The sequence below is a fragment of the Photobacterium sp. 1_MG-2023 genome, from assembly GCF_030547945.1.
GTDB lineage: Bacteria > Pseudomonadota > Gammaproteobacteria > Enterobacterales > Vibrionaceae > Photobacterium.
Genome location: NZ_JAUORR010000022.1, coordinates 15,085 through 33,932 on the forward strand (window position 1 = coordinate 15,085; position 18,848 = coordinate 33,932).

Sequence of the window (18,848 nt, forward strand, 5' to 3'; positions counted from 1 at the left end):
CATTCAACCTTTATTTCTGAGGAAGGAACGCTGAGAGCAAAGAACCGACGGCTTTGTCGTCATCACTCATCTCCGTGTCATCACTGACATCCGTCGTCAATGACTCACCGTGCTGTGTTGCCAGCGCATCCAGGGCCGTGGTTTCTTCTTCCGCCACAGCAGCAGGTACAGAAGCCAGCAACGTTTTCGCCGCATCAACGGACATTGATGGCATCGCCGCCAGCTGGTTGGCTAACGCTTCCCGCCCTTTGGCTTCTTCCAATCCCAAAATGCCCAGTACGCGCTGGCGTTCGCCTGTCAGCGCCGCTGATAAATCTGGCTGTTCTGTGGTTGTGTCCTGGACAGCTGCGCCAGGTAGCGCTGCAGCAGGCTGTGTCGGCTGAGCAGCATTGTTGTTTACATTGGTGGTCATAGACGCTCCCATATCCACTGTTGTTGTACCCTGAGCATCTAAATGCTCAATCATGACGGCCACGGCATCAGCGCCGTTGACCACTTCATCTGCAAATCCGATCTCAACAGCCGCTTTGCCTTCAAAGGTTTCCGCTTCAGTGGCCAGAATGTCGTTCACGTCTTTGCCCATATACTCCGCCACTTTGCTGGCGAACATCTGCCGGGTTGCATCCAGCTGGCCTTGCAGTTTCTCGCGCACATCTTTCGGCAGCGCTGCATACGGGTTCCCGTCTGCCTTGTGCTTACCGGAAAAAATCAGGGTGACTTCCGTGCCCTGCTTTTCCAGCATCTTCTCGATGTTGGCGTGGGCCATGATGACCCCGACACTGCCCGCGGTGCCGGTTTGTGTGATTAACCGACGCGAACAGGACGACGCAATCATTTGAGCCGCACTGCAGTGCATGTCGTACCCCAGCGACCAGATCGGCTTGATCTGCCGATACCGGGCAATGATGTCAGCCAGGTCAAAACACCCGGAAACCATCCCGCCCGGTGAATCCACATCCAGCATGACGCCCCGCACTTCCGGATCGTCCATCGCTTCACTGAGCTTGGTTAGCAAACCGTCATAGCCGGTCATCCCGGAATAGGGATGCAACGCGCCCAGTTTATGAACCAGGGAACCACTGACCGGGATGATTGCGATCCCATCCATCACTCGGAAGCTTCGCGTGGCCGCAGCCCGGCTCTTTCGGTACGAGGACGCTTCAAGCTGCATCTGGTCGGCATCAAGCTCATTGCCATCGACATCAACCAGCTTGTTGATCACTCCCATCCGGTTGCCCAGCGCAGAAAAGAAAACCCGCGCATAGGCGGGCTGGACGGCTAACGGCTGATTAAACGCCTTGGTGATTAAATGTTGATAGTTACTCATTCGGACTCTCGCTTGGGTTATCCGGGGCCATGGCCTGCATCTTTACCCAGCTGGGTGGCGGAAGGCCTGCTTTTTTCCGTTCTGCCATTTCTTCGACCTGCTGAGTGAAGATTTCCTGATAATCCTCACCCATTTGCGCCAGCTCTTTCTCATAGGTTGAAAGCCCGGATTCAATCCGCATCACCGCTTCTTTGACCTCTTTGAGACCATCAATGGCCAGCCGACCTGCGCCAATCCAGTCGCATTTCGTCCAGGCATGGCGCCGCTGGTAAAATGAGTAGCGGGCTTTTTCCGGCAACCGAATATATTTTCGAGCCACCATTTCTTCAAAAATCAGCGAAAAGATCATGCTGGCAAAACGGTTGGCGATGATTTTTCGGCGGCCCATGAAATAGCGCCAGGAATCATTGTGCGCTGCACGGATTGTGCTGTACGACATCTGACTGTAGTTTCGCGACAGCTGCGCGTAATCCACACCCAGACCCGCGGCGATATAACGCAGGATCGACGCTTCCAAGGCCGCAAAGCCATTGTCTGCATTACCTGCCTGATGCAGGTTAATTTTGTCACCGGGAAACAGATGCGGCAGTTTCACACCATTAAATTTCACCGGGGCCGCTGAATAGTAATCGCCGTAAGTCATGAGCATCTTTTCAATGCTGCCACTTTGATCTGTCCCGAACAGATACTGCATAGCCTCTTCACTGCCCAGCTCTGATTCGATGCTCGCTGCGTACATGGCATTCACCACAGCGCGCTGCAGCGTGGTATTTTGCAGCGTATCCAGCATCTTGATTTGCTCAAGGCTGGACATGAACCGGTTGATGCCTCGGGTCTGCCCTCCCTCCACCGGTTCAAACACATGGATAAACCCCGCACGGCCATTGGCTGTCCAGCGGGATACCCGGCGCCAGGTTCGACCCAGGCCAAACTGATTACCACCTTCAGCAACATGGTATGCCAACGGGGCGCCATGCCTGTCGAACTCAACACCGGCCCGGCGACTGTCCGTATCCATCCCATTTTGCGGATTGCAGACACGACGGGGGGCAACCAGACGAATCGCGGTTGCAAATGGCGAATTCTGACGTGGGATCCACTCAGGCTTTGCCATGATGTCACCGCTGTAGGCATGGGTCGCAACAGACTCCCGCATCAACATGGTGAACGTTCGTTTTCCTTCAGCATCAATGAAGCAGGCCGGGTCTTCGGCTATATCCCGAAACACCGCTTCCACATCTTTGACCAGCCCTTTATCCGGCTTTAACCCCAACAGCTGCCAGTTCGGCTTGTAACTCAGCCGGTATTCAGAGCCGATAATGTGGTCCTGGTGCAGCTGGACGCCATTGGCGGCGATACCAGAATTTCGAACCACATCATCCGTTCTGGCATTGGCCTGCTCGAAGACCGGCAACAAGGCTGCATCAACCGATTGCGACGGAACACTCCAGTTGCGCATCTGGCCGCCGAATCCTGATCCGCCACCTCGGAAGACGGCCTCCCGAAGTGGCGTTTTGCCGTCTGCGGCAACTAGAAAATTACTCATTAAAACCTCACTCCTGCGGGTGGCCGTCGCCGTGTATTGCTCATGCCAAGCTGAGATTTCAGCTCATCGATATAGGCTTTGAGGCTGTGAATATTTGCCCGGCTGAACTGAACCGTCCGCCCGTCTTTCGTGATCGACGCTGCCATTTTCCCCGTCTGTAACGCGTGGTAGGCGCTTTCCGCCTCTCTTAATCTGTCTTGTAATGTCATCATCCACCTTGCAGGCGCTCGGCCAGTTCTTTCATACTCAGGCCCGTTTTTTTGCTGGCTTTCACTTTGGGCTCTTCCAGCTTCAGACCAAATTTCTGAACCAGGATATTCAATGCCGCGTGGGCATAGTTCCAACCGTCCAGTGCTTCATCAAACGGGTGGAACTGCTTGATCCACCGCCAGACACTGCGCCCGTTTCGAATCTCCAGCTTTTTCGTTGCTGAGCACAGCTGTTTGAAAAACTCGTCCCCAGCGATTTCGTCGTCCAGCGGGAAATGCACACAACCCGGCACCGGTTCGCTTCCTTTCGGTGACAAACCCAAGCGGCCATAGAGTCGGGCTTTCAAGCCATCGGTGCCCAAACGGGTCAGATAAACCCGTTTGCTGTTTTTCTTGCGGGGGAAGTTCTGGATGGGTTTGCCGTACTGGTTTTCGCCCTGAATCGGGATCACCCACATCACGCCGTGATCACGGCTCATCTGGTAAACGTCTTCCGTTTTGTGGCCCATGGCGTCCCAGCACCACAGCCTGACGTCCATTTCTTCACCACTTTGTTTTTTATATCGGTTGTAAAGGTTTCGTCCGGCAGCATCTTTCAGCGTCTGGCTGGACAAATCCCCAAGCAAGACAATGTGATCGACCAGCCAGCACTCTTCGCCAGCACCCCAGGCCCAGATATACATTTCAATCCGGTCATCCTGAGTGTCGATACCGCCGGTTAGCACTACAGCCCGATCAGGGACAGGGTTCTCTTTCCTGTCCCCTTTCCACCAAATTTCACGACGGCCTTTGAGGACTTCCCAATCCAGTTTGTCGCGGTAATCTCCCTGCCACAGCTCCCCTAAAATCAGATTGATAAAGGTTTTCAGCTTGGCCGGATCGTCCTTTTTCTTGAGGAATTCACGAACCAGTCCCACCCAGCCATCGGTCATTTTGGGGTTATACGCCGCCCAGCAATGGATCCCGACGCTGACGGGTGTCGGTGCCGGGTTATCATCCCCGTCAAAAAAATGAATACCGTCCCGAGTCCAGGTGAAATCCTCGGCCATCCATCGGCCACCCTGCTGCATTTTCATCAAATGCCGGTAATAAATCGGATCTTCACATTTGAGGCAGCGATAGTGTGCCGTTCTGGCCTTCGCTTCGATGGACGGCTGGTCGTTGTCCCATTTGAAACCGTGTGGTGTGTCCGGACTTCCCCATTCCAGCACCTGCTCGTGACCACAGTGAGGGCACGGCAGATAAAACCGAAACGTCAGATCCATTTCGGCCATCAGCTTTTCGATATGCGATTCACCCGCATTGGTCGGGGTCGTTCCCCAGCGTTCCATCGGAAACGCGGCCCCTTCCAGTCGGGTTCGGGCCAATGCTATCGGGTTGCCTTCTTTGCCCAGCTCCCAGTCCCAGCCATCAACCTCGTCACCAAACAGTGCCGCCTTGGTGATCCGCCGCATGTTCTTCGGGGTGGCCGCGCCAAGAATGTCGAGTATCCAACCTAACCCCACTTTCTTTTTGGTGGTGTTGTTGTGGTCTCGGGCATAGAGGAACGGGAATACCCGCCGCATCAACGGCATTTCTTCCCAGGCACCATCAATCTCATCAATGGTGAAATTCTTTGCATCGTCATCGGTGGGCTGGTAAATCACCGTGTTCGTTTTGTACTGGTGCAGCAAGCAACTCACTGCTGCGACCAGCATTTTTGACCAGCCGATACGGGCCGATTTCTGGAATGCCAGTCGCCGGATGTTGCGGTTACACATCATATTCAGGATTGCAACCTGGAAGGCCAGCGTGACCCAGGCACCTTCTTCCTGAGACGAACCCGACGCTAATCGGTAATGTTGGTTAGCCCATTCACTACCACTGATCGGCGGTGTTCTCCTCAGTCCCGACAATCCATTCCGGACCGCCTTGCGGATCGCTTTCAACATAGTCGGTGAGGTCTGGCTGAACATCGGCACACTCATTTGATGCTGCGGCAATTTCCGCTTCTAACACTTCCACCGCTTCCGGCGGCATATCCGGCCAGGCACTTTTCATCTTCGGGATCAGACCATCCATGCGCGATGTCATCCTGGAACCAACTTGTTGCAGCACATCCACGACCATCTGGATCGGCGCATAGGATTTTTCAAACAGCACGCGCTTTGCTCGCTTCATCGCGATGTTTTCGCGCTTCTCTTCCAGCTTCAGCTGACGCTCCTGTTGTTCGAACGTTACATCTGGGTCTTCTTCCGGGGTTTCCGGTTTTGTTTCAGGTGCTTTTTGCTGTGATTTATACGTGATGTAGGCATGAATACAGGCCAACGGATCTAGCCCGTTTCGCCCCTTGGCAGCAGGCATGATCCCTTGCTGCTGAAGGTTTCGCACCTGTCTGTCTGATACACCAAGGAGCGTGCCTATATCCGACTGCGTGAACTTTTTGTCTGGATTGAATAGATCGCTCATTCATGGATAAAAACCGGAAACCGGAAACCCCCTAAATCAAAAAAAATTTTCAACGAGGCCTTTTCTGCGAGTTTGTGCACCCGTGGGGCGCAGGGGTACGCGAAAGGACCCATACCGTGCTACCGCGGTAGCACGGCCAACCTTCACCAACATAACCAGCAGTGACAAACATATCGGTTCAGGTTGAATTCCATTCGTAGTCGATGGTTGCATCATGCGTCAGGCTGGTTATCCAGGCACATGCCCTCTATAAAATTGGTTTCCGTAACACAATAATCGCGCCATCTCGCGTTGTATTACCCGCCCACGTGGGAGTTTTTCAGGTCATATTGTCAGTCTCCATTGCCGTGCTACCGCGGTAGCACGACACTGAGCTATGGTTTAGAACACTGCCGTAACTGCTCGATGTATGTCGTTATCTCAGTCATCTCGTTCTGAGGAACCGTGAATATTTGATACGTCTCGTTGTACGTCGTGTTCACCAGTACCGGTTGTGTTGCTACGCATTGTGCTTTGAGTAGTCCGCACCCGGCCAAACTGGCGGAGGTAATCAGCAGGATCACTCTTTGCAACACGAAGCCGCTTTTGTTTGTCCGCATAATCATCTCGCCTTTTCATTTGGATAAACTGCTCAACCAACAATGCCAATACAGTCAGTGCTGTGTTCATACGTCATTCACATTCCGAGAGTGCTTATAGTTACCAGCCAGTAAGTTCCAGGTGAGCTTTAACCACCATGGCCATTTGCGTTTGAACTCTTCACTCATCTGCGCATCCGCCTGAGACACAACACCAGCGAGACCAACAACAAAACCAATCGTCGCAATCGCCCATGCAGGTGCATCGTTCGCAGGAATAGACTCACTTGCCAAAACAGGCAATGAAGCCGTCATGGCAAGGATGGCTACTATGGATTTCTTGAAATGCTTCATTCCACTTTCCTCCAAATAAAAGAAAAGCGGCTCAATGGCCGCCCGGTGTGTTGCACTTTCTGTGGTTACGTCATCAATTCAAAATGAGGCCCATCGTAGCTGCCCCGCTGGTGTTCGTCCCTGCTATCACCGTTTTGATTCCAGTCGCCCCCCCAACGTAACTTCACACCGACTCGTTCAGCTGCTTTGAACATTGCATCTTTGACCAACGGGCATTTATCCCAAGCTGGCTGGCCACCCTGCAGCGGAACCAGATCAACCGCATGGCTAAAACCATCTTGTTGAACCAGATGCTTACTGTTCAGTGTCCAAGTCCGTTTAGGTGTGCCGTAATAGAGTTGGTGTTGTCGTTCTTTGGTCCGGACAGTTTCCGACACCGTGAAATCAACATCAGATTCACTAATGGCGATTGCGACGCATGCAGCGAGTGAAGGGTGTAACCGGTGGAGACGGTCAAGGCTTCGTTTGCCAAGGAAATACATGCTTCCCCCTTAAACAATTGATTTATCTTGCTTGTTCAGCTCTTTTCCCCAGCCAGCGAAGCGCAAACTCCCTGACTTTTTCAGTACCAATGAAGCCAACCATGCCACCCACAAAACTTGCTGCTGATATCGGCAGGCCAATCAAATCCAGTCCACTGGTGAGTGTCAAACTCAGCAGACCACACAGCAGACCTTCCAGAACAACCTGCCGACGTGAACCACGGCCATATATCACCCGAACAACAGCCACAGACACGGCTAACACAGCGCCATAAATTGTTGGTGAATGATGAGCCAGCCACGTCAGCAATGCCGCCCAAAGGTTCGGGTCTTTGTCTTGCATTACATCTCCGTGAATTTCAGGCATAAAAAAACCGCCCCGAGAGGCGGTTGGTCAAAATGCTGTACACTTATCCATACTGGATATATACACAATAATATGCACCGTTTTAATTTTCAATAGTCACTTTAAACATTTTGCGAGCAAGGCGATCGTATTGAATGAGCTGGGAACGAATGGTTTCAACATGTTGGGACCAGTCAGACCAATGATTCTGGTAATAGCGCTGTCTTTTCTTCTGAAACGCTTCTGAGTCTTCGCCTTTATCCCGACAGTCCTGCTCCACCAGCGCACGAATCAGTAAGGCCTTTGATGCTGTTGGTTGATACTGAAGTTCCTGTTTGAGCTTTTGGCCAACAACCGTCCATTCGGAAATATCTGCGCTGGTGGTCTGCTCTAATGCCAGCCCACCAGCAATCACAGGCAGCATAGCTTTCACCCGATTGAATGTCCTCTCCTGAATGTAGACACCTTTGCATGCCCAGGACATGACCCAATCATGGAGCACATGGTTAAAGAACCGCTCTCGGTTTTGTTCGCCATTCCAGTAAGGTGAGGCGTAAGCGAACATACTCCAGTCAGCCAGGTGAATGGCCTGCTTTCCCATACGGTCAATCGCAGCCAGCACCTTTGCCCCATCAATCCGGGAAGCGATTTCTCTGTCAGCAGCACCAAAGCCCCCGCCACCAGCGCCTTGATTATAAGAAGAACGGACACCTTCAGTCGCCATTCCGATCGCAGTTGACATGTCCCATTTTTCGATGTTTGTTGCTAGGCCCATAATGATCTCCCGAATGTTGACACACGCAAATTATCACACCAATAACTGTATATAACAACAGTGGTCGACCTTGTTGATTTTCGGAGTAAGCATCACAAAATCAGCAGCTTAGTAAAAATGCATAGAAAAAGTGTCAATTTGACAGTAACCCTAATGACCAGCGCTATGCCACTCTAAAGCGTTCTTTTTTCTTGAGGTAAACACATGGCTAGCACAGCTTTTATTTCTATCACTGGTGAGAAGCAAGGAAACTTGCTTGGATATGGAGATACTGCTAGGGATCTTGCTTATGGGGGGTAGACTTAGCTTTATCGGTTTATGGACTCGTTAATGAGTTGAAATCTATGGATCATATCGTTGAAGGCGCCAAACAGTTTAAGCTCTTCAGAGCATTAGCCGATGACTACGCCAAAGGAATGAAAACCATGGGTTCTGGCGCTTTAACTACGGAAATTGCTGCAGACGGCATCACAATGAAAGGCATGTATGACTCAGTTGATAATTGAAGTATTGCTATATCTGATTGGCACTTTGGCCTGTTACATTCTAACCAAGAAATTTGCATCATTTGTTTCAAAAAGAATGCATAGTAATTTCTGGTTGTATGCCTTCGTTTTGACAAATGGCCTTCTGCTGGTATCACAGCATTACAGTATCATGGACACTGGTCATTTTTTCTTACTAGACTTCATTGATTATCAATTTACACCTGTTACACAACTACTAGCGATCCCTGCAATCATATTGCAGTGCACAATCTTCCCAAGACAAAAGCCTACTTTAAAAATTTAAGCCACCCGCACGCTTCAGTACATCAATCAATGTGAGATATACTGAACTGATGCAGCTCACCTTGCACTAACAATTTTCTATTAGATATCATTCGTTAAAAATCGTCCCGATTATAAGAAGAACGGATACCTTCAGTCGCCATACCGATCTCGGCTAACATATCCCACTTTTCGATGTTTGTTGCTAAACCCATCTCTAAGAACTCCCACTAATATCTGTATATAAAAACAGTACCACAGAATAAAATATTAAAAAATACATCCTTTCTCATCAGTACTTTTGATCTAGACATCCAATATTGTCTTATTCGAACAATCAGGATTTAAAATTGTCTCGCTAAAGGGGAAGTAGACAAAGGTGCTTAATAAGCAGCCACACTACTGAGAATCCCAACTCCCCCCCTCACGCTTGGTTTCAATTTCACTAGTAAAAACATCACTTTGACTATCAATACGCTCAGAAAGCAAGGGAGGTTTTGAGGTAAAATTCGATCACCTAGATCACGTAGTTTTTGACTGAATGGCAAACAACAAATCAATCTTTCCGCCGACCTCCATGGCTCATGAAGACACCGTGTTGACTTCACTCACTGCTGAGCAACGTGCCATTGAAGATACGAGGGTTGCTGAAGCCACCCAACATAGTTTTTTCCCAAAAGGCTCAATGGCCTATGAAGGAGAAGTCCAACTCAATGCAATCACACCTCCCATCACAAAAACAAAACCACCTTTGCAAAAACAGCCAAAGCAGCAACAGAAAAGAAATCCTGCGCGGCTGCCTGCACGGACAACCTTCCGTGGACGCGAACCTAAAGTGTTCACTACCTCGATGAATCGACAGGCGGATGGCATCAGCCACGAACCCTTAACAAAATTTGGTGGCATCGCTGTTTTTAAGTCCGGGGAATCACAGAACCGAAAACAAGGCTTCTCAACCATCAACACTCAGAATCAGTCCATGCTTGCCGGGTGTAGTGATCATTTAAAAGCGAGCCTGGAAAACCGCGGTCATTGGCGCCTGACAAGAAATGGGCAATCCGTCACGCCGGAATGGATGATTGTATTCTCGCCAACGCGGAGTACTGGCGACAAACTTGCTTCACAAACCGAGTTAGCCCAGCTATCCAGTATTCAGTCGCATCTGCGTTTACGTGTTGTCAAGACAGCTGAAGATGAAGAAATGATCACCGGCTTCCATACCGGCGAGCATAACGAACGATACACGGCGCCCTTGCCGGTTCTGCATGCTGAGAAAATTGGCATGTCAGATTACAAAGTCTCACTCCCCGGCGGCCTTGAGTTAACATGGTGCGCTGATGATCGAAATCTGAGCCCACTCAAGCACCCGGTCAAACCCGTGTCCAGAGTCAGGGTTGAAGACATTGAAGTCCGGCCGCTTGACTCTGATGAGATCGCCAGCGAGCTCTTCAGCGATAACGAGCTGCTGGAAGTGGTGATCGCCTTCCCCGAAAAAAGTGCGATTGAGCCGCTGTATCTGCTGATGCCACGGGATCGAACAGCCGACGAGCAACAGCTCAGTATTCCTTTATATGCAGTCGGCAACCATGAGGCCGTCTCACTGGCAGTTAATCAGCCAGCCCCTCTTTCTTTAGACACCTTGCCCCAGACAGCTTATGTCAACTTTCTGCCCTACATTGCTGAGGGGCTAGCCTGGATTGGATCGTTCGTTATCGCCGCAAGTTTCACCCCGAAAGGCTCACTCCAAATCGCACCTCAAGACATGGAGGACCAATACTCAAAGCTTTGGCACAACCAACTGCTTTTTCAGGGGAAACTGCATAAAAGCGCTGAACAGGAAATCTATGAATCTGAAGGGATCCGGCCAGATTTTACCTACAACCTCAATACGCACTACGAGCAACACATTGAAATTGAGTGTGATGGAGAGGCGATCCAAACCGCTTACTTTACAGATGTCACCGGCAGCCTTCCCAAAACCAGTGAACACAAAGTCCCCACTGAAATTCTGCAAGAAGAAAGACAAGGCTATTTTGCCGACATCAGTGGCTTCACCCTGAAATGGAAAGATCATGCACTTGCCAGAGAAGAGGGTGTATTGCAATTGCTTCCGGATGAAATCCTTTGGGATGGGACCCGGAACGTCATCGCATCCGATGGGACCACCAATCGTATTCAGGTTGCGGCCGGGCATGAAAATCTTGAGTTAATCTTCATTCCGCTTGTTCGCCTGAGTGGCACGGTTTCCTTTAATCTGCCACCCACCTGGCATGAGAGCCTGGCCCCAGAGGAAGACAGAGAATCAGGCCGGATGGCCAACCCGATTCAGACCATTGATTTAGGCGACCGCTTTACTTCGCCCTTGCCCGATCCGATCGATGATGGAATCTGGACAACACCAGAAGCAGAGCCTGTATCATCCGGGCGCTACACCACGCCAATCCATACGCCAGAAATCTTTATTCTCTGGACACCGGATTCCTCCCCGCTGCCCCCCATTCTGGTGATGCTGAAGCGAATCAGTAAGTATCACAATTATCAGCATGGTCAGAGCCTGGCAGATTTGAATGATGAACAACAGCGTAAGGTTGAAGCTTATGTGGCTGCTGTGGAGTCTAATGACCGAGAAATGTATAAGTGGGCTAAGATACAAAACGATGCTAAAGTGAGCAAAATTACGAAGACTGAAAAAGAATACATTCGTGAGTTCTCTATTCGTATTGGAATGTTGCCTCAGCTAGAAGTCAATAATGAGACGGGAGAAGTAAACTTTGATGAGTATTCTGCTAGCGACTTAGCATTACCTGAAGAGTACTGGAGTAAAACCGTCCCTCAACAGGAAGTCTACCTTGATTCCAAACTTAAAACAGAATTAAATAATCAAGGACAAGATTTAAGTATCTTCTTCAATGAAGACGGAAGCCGAAAAAACAGTTGGACCTGGCACCATCACCAAGAGCCAGGCCGTATGCAATTACTACCATTTGGAATACATCTTCTCTATCAACATTCAGGTGGATTCAAAATATGGTGTACAGGAGGAAGATCATAATGAAAACGATGCAATTTAAACAAGGTACATCTTTTGAGCCAATCACGGAGGAGCATCTGGAAGAAGCCGATGAGTTTTTTGATGAGTTTATCGGAGGAAAACGCTTTCCCCTTGCCCTAATAGAATTGTTGAAAAAAAGTAATGGTGGAGAACCAGTTCAACGCTACTTTAAAACTCAAACCAACGAATACCCAATTAGGTTATTTTACAACTTAAGCGATGACGAAACCATCATTGCGCATGAGTCAAATGGTATTTTTGATAAGTGGCATTTTTTAAAAAACAGATTTAATAATCCACTCTTAGTACCAATTGCTGATACCACCTCTGGGGATATTATCGTACTAGATTACAATGGAACTGCAAAAGATAACCCTCGTGTTGCACTGTGGTTCCATGAATGTGATGAGAAAGGTGAGTTCAGCTATCCTATGGAACATATTGCAGATAACATGGAAGCATTTCTCGATCTCCTGACAGAAGTCTTCACGAGAAGTTAAGGTGATAGAAACCAACACTGGTTGATTTATAAACAAAAACTTAGTCTTGGGCTATTTAATTAAGTCGCCCAAGGCTTATCGAGAATAAAATATAAGAATGATTGGTTCAGAAAGCGTTTATGATTCAACTGATAATTGAGGTATCACTTTACCTTTCAGGAACTATTTTTTGTTATCTCATTGCCAAGAAATTTTCCGTATTTATATACTATAAAATGTATAGTATTTTTTGGATCATTGCTTTTCTACTAGTAAACCTTCTACTGATAGGTGCTCAGCACTACAGCATTATGGAGAATGGTACCTTTTTCTTACTCGATTTTATTGACTATCAGTTCTCATATTTATCACGCCTAATAGCAATACCAGCAATGCTATTGCAATGCTATTGCAATGCACTGTGTTCCCAAGACGAAAATTTGCAGCAATAAAACTTTAGCTCACTCTCAGCAGAGAAGCACCTCACCCACACCTCACCTTAGGCAAATCCCCCCAGCGAGTCGTGTATTGCGGGGACAGCAGTTCCCGCCTCATTGCCCACTTTTGCTCGATACCCTGAGCGGCCAGGAACATAGAATGGCTACCGTATTTCTGATTGATACTGTCGAAGACCTTCATCAAGGCGGGATTAGACGGTGACTCATTGAACAAATCGCCCTGGGCATGCTTGGCACTGGTCATCGCAATGAATCCAACCCCCAGCTTGTAATAGCGAACACCTTCAGCAAACAGCGAATCAACTAAACCTGAGACGGCCTTCGTGATGAGTGTTGTATCGTCTGTCGGGTAAGCAAAGCGGTGAACCTGCTTAAACCCGACGGGCTTTTCGTCATAGGGAGAGTTAGACGCAAACACCATCATGACCTGTACCAGCGATCCTTGCCTCCTGAGTTTACTCGCGGCAATATCGGCATGCTTACACAGTGCCTGCCCTAAAGACACTGGATCCGTGATTCGTTCACCCACACTCCGTGTTGAGAAAATCTGCTTTTTGTCAGCTCGCGCTTCGTCCCAGAATTTACATCGCTCCCCGTTCAGCTCCCTGACTGTTCTTTCAATTTCAACGTTGAATTCATTCCGGGCAATCCCCGGTTTCATTCTGGAAAGCTGCAGTGCTGTAACAATGCCCATAAACTGAAGACGTTTCGCTATCCGGGAACCGATGCCCCAGACATCAGATGTTTTCATCTGCGACAGGATCGATTCTCGTTGCTTCACCTCATCAATCACACAGACGCCCTGGTATCCACGAACCTTTTTTGCTGCATGGTTCGCCACCTTTGATAACGTCAGCGTTGGACCGATACCGACGCATACAGGCAATCGGCATTCTTTCCAGACAGTTCTCCGTATGTCCTTGGCATGTTCGAGCAGATCAGGAATCGCGTGGTGACAACGTTCAAACGACAGAAAAGACTCATCAATAGAGTAAACATGCTGATCCGGCGAGAAACGACCAATCACTTCCATCATCTTGGCCGACAAATCGCCATACAGCTCATAGTTAGACGAGCAGGCGATTACCCCCCGTGCCTCGCACATGGCCCGCATTTCGAAGTAAGCGCGAAACTTCTCGACACCCGCTTCCTTCGCCTGCCGGTTCGCTGCAACAACACAGCCGTCATTGTTGCTCAGTACCACCATAGGTTTACCGCGCCAGTCTGGCCGGAATACCTGCTCTGCTGAGCAATAGAATGAGTTGGCATCCACCAGCGCAAACATATTAACCCTCCATCAGTAAGCGGCTGGGCCGATGGCAACGAATCGAACGCACCACTACCCCTTCCACCGAGAACTGATCCACAGAAGAAATCCATACCGGATGAAACCCCGGCGCGGCAGAGAGTAACCGCCGTTGCTTCATGTCCAGCAGCTTACATACAAATTCACCGTTCAAGTTCGCCACCACGACATCCATGTTCTGTACCTGAACATGGCGATCAACGATGAGGATATCACCATCGTAGATACCAACATTTTCCATACTCCTGCCATAAGCCCGACCAATAAAGGTGGCGCTGGGATGCTCCACCAGCAATTCATCTAAGCTCAAAGGAAGCTGGTGATATTCCGCAGCCGGACTTTCAAAGCCGGTGATGCCGGCACTCGCGATTAATGGGATAACATTCATACTGGATATACTGTTTAAATACACAGTATTATTTTGGTCACGGATTGCTGCTTGGTCAATACGGATCGGGTTTTATATTAGAAAGGACGAATGGAGGTTTTACCATGTGTGGCAGGCTGAATATTCTCGCTAACATGCTGAACAATCAGGTTTCTGATGAGTTGCGGATCCGGTTTGAAGCCGAAGAAAATACCGACCTGCGCCCCACACAAAAAGTGTCCACAGTCGTCAAAGGGCCAGATGGCTTGCAGCAACTCGACATGGTTTGGGGGATTCAGCCCAGTTGGTCGAAGAAGTTACTGATCAATGCTCAGGAAGAGTCTGCCATGCAGAAACCTACCTGGCGAAATGCCATGCAAACACACCGATGCATCGTACCCTGTTCTGGCTGGTATGAATGGCGGGATGAAGGTGACAGCAAGAAACAGAGGTATCTGTTCAGCCACCCTTATGGTAAACCTCTATACATGGCTGGGATATGGTTTGAAGCAGAGACACCTCAATTGGTGACGCTCACTACTGCAGCAAATGAGGTTTGCCTACCTTATCACCACAGGATGCCGGTGATTGCTGACATCAACGGGTGTGATGCGTGGTTAGATAACGGGAATGATTCAAATTCGGAAATCGAAAATCTAAAAATAATTAATATGTAGTTAATCACACTCGATTTTACACATCCGCTGAACTTGTAATTCATAACTGGAAACCTCTAGTTTTGAATTGTCTCGCTAAAGGGGAAGTGGACAGGAATAGAAGGGGTAAAAATGAGCCTTTTCTGACACATTTAACGTAATGGGCACTTAACGTACCGAATTTTGCGACGGACTTTGCAATCTTTACCTGTAAGTATCTGGTAGCATAGTAAGATATACGCCCTCAGATTTTTGAATACAATGTTAACTTCTTAAGGTGGTACAATGACATCAATAATATGTTGGAGAAATCAGGAAGAAACTGATGGAATTTGGGCTGTTAGTGACTCAAGAGTTTCTAGCGGTAATAGTGTTATGACCGATAATTGCCCCAAATTATTCTCTATTACAGCTAATACATTCGAGTCCACTTATTACTTAAAATCAAACCGAAAACATTTATTTAAATTTGGATTTGGATTCGCCGGTAGCACTTTAATCGGTATAAATGTAAAAGAAATATTGAGCGTTTTTGTGTCCAATCTGAGCGAGATACATTATTACGATGCTCCTGATTATTCTTTTGAAGAGAAGTTGCCATCCTTAATGGATGTTGCAAGGTTAAGTAAGAAAATCGGTGAAAGGTACATCCAAAGCATAGGGGTCTTCTTTCCAAATAATGCAAAATGTGAATTTGTAATTTTTGGATATTGTGTAAAAGAGAAAAAATACACATCAATTAAACTATCGAATAGCCCTCAATTTCCTACGGAAATTGAAATTGAAGAAGTAGATATATCAAATGGTTCATATTTAATTTTGGGAGACAAGAAAGATTATATTGAAAACAAAATTGAAGAAACAAAGAAAAAGTTTGAACCTTATAGTCTTAACTGGTGGCGTTCTCCTTTTATTGCATTAGCCAATGTTTTGAGAGAAGAAGGCACAGGAACTATTGGTGGGTATTTGCAGTTTTGCAAATCTACTAATTTTGATACACGTTTATATAATCTAACTCCACATGATAAATTAGACCTTCAGTTTGTCGGTTTTAGTTTATTTAGTGACATATACTTATTAGGTGGCTTCTCAATTAATGGTCAGGGTGGTATGACAATACCTGGTGAGGATGGTTGGGATTTTACAAAGCAATCAGGATGATGTGTAACACAAACGGTTTTGGTATGGAGCAAGGAACTGACACGAGGTTGGACATTTCCGAGTTAAAGCCTTAACTCTAACTCGTCAGTTTCAAATTAAAATTTCTATGAGTTAACACCGCCTAATGGCGCTGGCAACGCATAACACTAAACTCAAACACAAAAACCATAACCACCGAAGTTCAATGGAGCTGAAAGCGCCAAGCGTTGACAGTCACTCTTGAGTCGTTTGTTAAGTTGTAATTACAGCGCACTAATCAGGGCAATACTTGCTTGAATTGATGCTTTATTCTTGGTTATTTTCCCTACATCACAAAGTGAACTAATACTCATTCGGTCTGAAAAGTCTAATATAGTTTCAATTTCCGTTTCTAATCCACTTTGTTCAAAAGCTAATGAGTACATTTTAAGTTGCATAACTCCCGAATGAGTTAAACTGTTTAACCCTTTCCAGTGTTCTTCTTTAAACTGCTTTAGCTTACCTTTCAGGTGAGGATTCATTTTCTCGACATCATCAACAATTTCACCGAATTGAATATTTCTTTTCTTATTTACCGATTTAACGGCGTCTTTTTGGAGCTGTTCAAGTTGTTTTTCACTGGCACACTGATATATCCATTTAGCTTTAACATTCGCCTCGAAAATTACTCTTAACAATGCTTTAGCTGAGCCGATATGACCTAGCTCAACCAAATCATAAATTGCCCTTTGTGTATCAAACACCACGTAGTGATTCATTAATGCAAAGTTTTCCCTTATTGAGCCTTGGAAAGTAGTGCCATCTAATAATTCTAATACTTTTTCACCAATGGGATTTTTCAATTGAACTCCTTTACAACTTAACGCCCGGCTCACGCGCCGGTTTGGAGCTGCGCAGCAGCGGAAAATCGATCGCCGTGCAGCCGATTGTTAGCGTCGATTTTCATCTTCCGTCACGGGATGATCTACCAACTCTTCCGGAAGCTCCTCAAGTATTTCTTTAGAGTGATACTGAAGGATGATTTCACCCTTTGTTAATCTCTCCGTCCAATACCTGCCTACTAGCTTTTGCTTAGGCTTTTCAATGATCTTGAACACTGCTGTTCCATCATGCGGAATACTCCGCTCATTCAAACTTAATCTGGGCTTGCTCGTATAGGAATATGCTATGTTTTTAATTTGTCGATCCGGTTCGATCAGAAAGCCCTCAGAATATGAAGAGCTTTCCATTTCACTCGTAAGCATCATGCAATGAATGTGAAAGAAAGACTGGTTTACTGTGAGCATTACGGGTATGGGAGGTGGCTTTTCTCCTGTTTCGGGATTCTTCCAGTCGGAGTATATAAAACCCACCCAGCTTCCATTTAAATTGGGAAACGGAACAAGCCACCCTCTAAATATTTTAAGTTTCCAGCCCCATTTTACAAATACTGCAACCACTATAAGATCAATAGTTACAACCTTTGGTACAAGACCAAAGAAATCTTTTAGCTTTGACAAATCAAGACCGCCAAAGTAAGCGAGCGAAAACCAAGCAACTGCTGAAGTTCCGACCAGCAGATACAACGAGCTTTTAATTGTCACGTTACGCATTATTTGAACCCAAAGTAGTTCCACGCCGCTTTAGCAAATTCACGACCATCCTCGCGAGTCCATTTTTGGTTTGAGTGAAACAGGAAAACGCACTCACTCACCTCTAACCATCGTCCAGAGGTCGGCTCATCACCTTGAAGGTTATTCCAAATATGCAAAAGCATGGCTCGTAGACGCTCTGTCCATGTTGGGTAAGAAAATGCATTGTCTGGGCAATTATATGCTAGGCACTCCATGAAAAATGATGGCAACTCACGAAATGTGCCATCTTGTGCCATTGCATTTTCAACTCGCTTTAGTAGGCGCGCTCCTTTCTTATAGGCATATCCGGTTCGATTATTCTTTGCTGTCCCATTTTCCTTTTGTTGAACTGGATAGTTAACGATGCTGCTACCATCAGTTTTGAATATTTTTGTTCCATCTCTCGATCCATGGTTCATGTAGTAGCGATAACTAAAACATGGAACTACATCGGCATCTACGCGTGCGGAGTTTGAAGTTATCTGTATCGCGGTAGATCCCGAAGAATCTACCTGGCCCGGAAACTTTGTATTCATAGCAGAAAGAAGCTCCGCTCTTAACTTTTCTGGGGTCCATATTCCCTTATATGATCCACAAGACGGATGATTACCTTTTTCAGATTCCCCCCAGTATCGACATTCCGTGCACTCCACTGCTATGTCTACATCACTATCTGCCCGCACATTAGTATTGTTAGCGTAAGACCCCTTTGCAAAAACTTTCAATGAACAATCATTGAATGGTTCATGTGCATCTATCGCTTGGCGAATCATCCGCTCCGTTCTATCTTGCTTATCTTGCTCCGTGCTACTTGAAGGGCCTGTCCATCCAGACAACTTATCTTCCAAACTCATTGCTTACCCTCCTAAAACGCTAACATTTTTTAGTGCGCATGCGCGTTTACCACGTTAGACCAGTAAAAACGAGCACAGTTAACTATCT

The 18,848-nt window shown here is 47.4% G+C and carries 20 protein-coding genes; 5 read left to right on the plus strand and 15 right to left on the minus strand.

Annotated features, from left to right (window positions below):
* Positions 1–10: 10 nt before the first annotated feature.
* The 10 genes from Q4579_RS16985 to Q4579_RS17030 all read right to left on the minus strand — a co-directional run bounded on the left by Q4579_RS16985 (position 11) and on the right by Q4579_RS17030 (position 8,065).
* Positions 11–1,327 (minus strand): S49 family peptidase, encoded by a 1,317-nt coding sequence (locus tag Q4579_RS16985; RefSeq protein ID WP_303565829.1) that lies wholly within the window; start codon positions 1,325–1,327, stop codon positions 11–13.
* The gene (locus tag Q4579_RS16990; RefSeq protein ID WP_303565830.1) at positions 1,320–2,873 is read right to left on the minus strand and encodes a phage portal protein; all 1,554 of its coding nucleotides are present in this window, start codon (positions 2,871–2,873) and stop codon (positions 1,320–1,322) included. The genes Q4579_RS16985 and Q4579_RS16990 overlap by 8 nt, the downstream gene beginning before the upstream one ends.
* The gene (gene gpW, locus Q4579_RS16995; RefSeq protein WP_303565831.1) at positions 2,873–3,082 is read right to left on the minus strand and encodes a gpW family head-tail joining protein; all 210 of its coding nucleotides are present in this window, start codon (positions 3,080–3,082) and stop codon (positions 2,873–2,875) included. Before gpW ends, Q4579_RS16990 begins: the two co-directional genes overlap by 1 nt.
* Complete coding sequence (locus tag Q4579_RS17000) at positions 3,082–5,037, minus strand: phage terminase large subunit family protein (protein WP_303565833.1); 1,956 nt, start codon at positions 5,035–5,037, stop codon at positions 3,082–3,084. Before Q4579_RS17000 ends, gpW begins: the two co-directional genes overlap by 1 nt.
* A complete protein-coding gene (locus Q4579_RS17005) occupies positions 4,940–5,425 on the minus strand; it encodes a hypothetical protein (protein WP_303565835.1) in 486 nt (161 codons plus the stop codon). Before Q4579_RS17005 ends, Q4579_RS17000 begins: the two co-directional genes overlap by 98 nt.
* Before the next feature lie 525 nt (positions 5,426–5,950).
* Positions 5,951–6,199 carry a hypothetical protein gene (locus Q4579_RS17010; RefSeq protein WP_303565836.1) on the minus strand — a complete coding sequence of 83 codons (249 nt, stop codon included), beginning with the start codon at positions 6,197–6,199 and terminating at the stop codon, positions 5,951–5,953.
* The gene (locus Q4579_RS17015; protein ID WP_303565837.1) at positions 6,196–6,462 is read right to left on the minus strand and encodes a hypothetical protein; all 267 of its coding nucleotides are present in this window, start codon (positions 6,460–6,462) and stop codon (positions 6,196–6,198) included. Before Q4579_RS17015 ends, Q4579_RS17010 begins: the two co-directional genes overlap by 4 nt.
* Before the next feature lie 65 nt (positions 6,463–6,527).
* A complete protein-coding gene (locus Q4579_RS17020) occupies positions 6,528–6,944 on the minus strand; it encodes a M15 family metallopeptidase (RefSeq protein WP_303565838.1) in 417 nt (138 codons plus the stop codon).
* A 22-nt stretch (positions 6,945–6,966) separates the two neighbouring features.
* The gene (locus tag Q4579_RS17025) at positions 6,967–7,287 is read right to left on the minus strand and encodes a phage holin, lambda family (RefSeq protein ID WP_303565839.1); all 321 of its coding nucleotides are present in this window, start codon (positions 7,285–7,287) and stop codon (positions 6,967–6,969) included.
* 106 nt (positions 7,288–7,393) lie between these two features.
* Positions 7,394–8,065 (minus strand): hypothetical protein, encoded by a 672-nt coding sequence (locus tag Q4579_RS17030; RefSeq protein WP_303565840.1) that lies wholly within the window; start codon positions 8,063–8,065, stop codon positions 7,394–7,396.
* A gap of 344 nt (positions 8,066–8,409) precedes the next feature.
* Between Q4579_RS17030 and Q4579_RS17035 the strand changes: the two genes are divergently transcribed.
* From Q4579_RS17035 to Q4579_RS17045, 3 genes are all read left to right on the plus strand, one after another.
* Positions 8,410–8,571, plus strand: coding sequence for a hypothetical protein (locus tag Q4579_RS17035; RefSeq protein WP_211650976.1), 162 nt, complete (start codon positions 8,410–8,412; stop codon positions 8,569–8,571).
* Positions 8,572–9,376: 805 nt separating this feature from the next.
* The gene (locus Q4579_RS17040; protein WP_303565842.1) at positions 9,377–11,887 is read left to right on the plus strand and encodes an S-type pyocin domain-containing protein; all 2,511 of its coding nucleotides are present in this window, start codon (positions 9,377–9,379) and stop codon (positions 11,885–11,887) included.
* Complete coding sequence (locus Q4579_RS17045) at positions 11,887–12,387, plus strand: SMI1/KNR4 family protein (RefSeq protein WP_303565844.1); 501 nt, start codon at positions 11,887–11,889, stop codon at positions 12,385–12,387. Before Q4579_RS17040 ends, Q4579_RS17045 begins: the two co-directional genes overlap by 1 nt.
* Positions 12,388–12,849: 462 nt before the next feature.
* Here Q4579_RS17045 and Q4579_RS17050 read toward each other — a convergent pair whose 3' ends face one another.
* Positions 12,850–14,109 carry a Y-family DNA polymerase gene (locus Q4579_RS17050; protein WP_303565847.1) on the minus strand — a complete coding sequence of 420 codons (1,260 nt, stop codon included), beginning with the start codon at positions 14,107–14,109 and terminating at the stop codon, positions 12,850–12,852.
* A 1-nt stretch (position 14,110) separates the two neighbouring features.
* Positions 14,111–14,518, minus strand: coding sequence for a LexA family transcriptional regulator (locus Q4579_RS17055; RefSeq protein ID WP_303565848.1), 408 nt, complete (start codon positions 14,516–14,518; stop codon positions 14,111–14,113).
* 104 nt (positions 14,519–14,622) lie between these two features.
* On the opposite strand from Q4579_RS17055, the gene Q4579_RS17060 reads away from it, so the two are divergent.
* Together Q4579_RS17060 and Q4579_RS17065 are read left to right on the plus strand one after the other, a co-directional pair.
* Positions 14,623–15,174 carry an SOS response-associated peptidase gene (locus Q4579_RS17060; RefSeq protein WP_303565849.1) on the plus strand — a complete coding sequence of 184 codons (552 nt, stop codon included), beginning with the start codon at positions 14,623–14,625 and terminating at the stop codon, positions 15,172–15,174.
* Between the two features lie 264 nt (positions 15,175–15,438).
* The gene (locus tag Q4579_RS17065) at positions 15,439–16,314 is read left to right on the plus strand and encodes a hypothetical protein (RefSeq protein WP_303565850.1); all 876 of its coding nucleotides are present in this window, start codon (positions 15,439–15,441) and stop codon (positions 16,312–16,314) included.
* Between the two features lie 242 nt (positions 16,315–16,556).
* Here Q4579_RS17065 and Q4579_RS17070 read toward each other — a convergent pair whose 3' ends face one another.
* From Q4579_RS17070 to Q4579_RS17080, 3 genes are all read right to left on the minus strand, one after another.
* The gene (locus Q4579_RS17070; RefSeq protein WP_303565852.1) at positions 16,557–17,135 is read right to left on the minus strand and encodes a DUF5677 domain-containing protein; all 579 of its coding nucleotides are present in this window, start codon (positions 17,133–17,135) and stop codon (positions 16,557–16,559) included.
* Positions 17,136–17,222: 87 nt separating this feature from the next.
* The gene (locus Q4579_RS17075) at positions 17,223–17,885 is read right to left on the minus strand and encodes a hypothetical protein (protein WP_303565854.1); all 663 of its coding nucleotides are present in this window, start codon (positions 17,883–17,885) and stop codon (positions 17,223–17,225) included.
* Positions 17,885–18,760: a nucleotidyltransferase gene (locus tag Q4579_RS17080; RefSeq protein WP_303565855.1), complete on the minus strand. Its 876-nt coding sequence runs from the start codon at positions 18,758–18,760 to the stop codon at positions 17,885–17,887. Before Q4579_RS17080 ends, Q4579_RS17075 begins: the two co-directional genes overlap by 1 nt.
* Positions 18,761–18,848 lie beyond the last annotated feature (88 nt).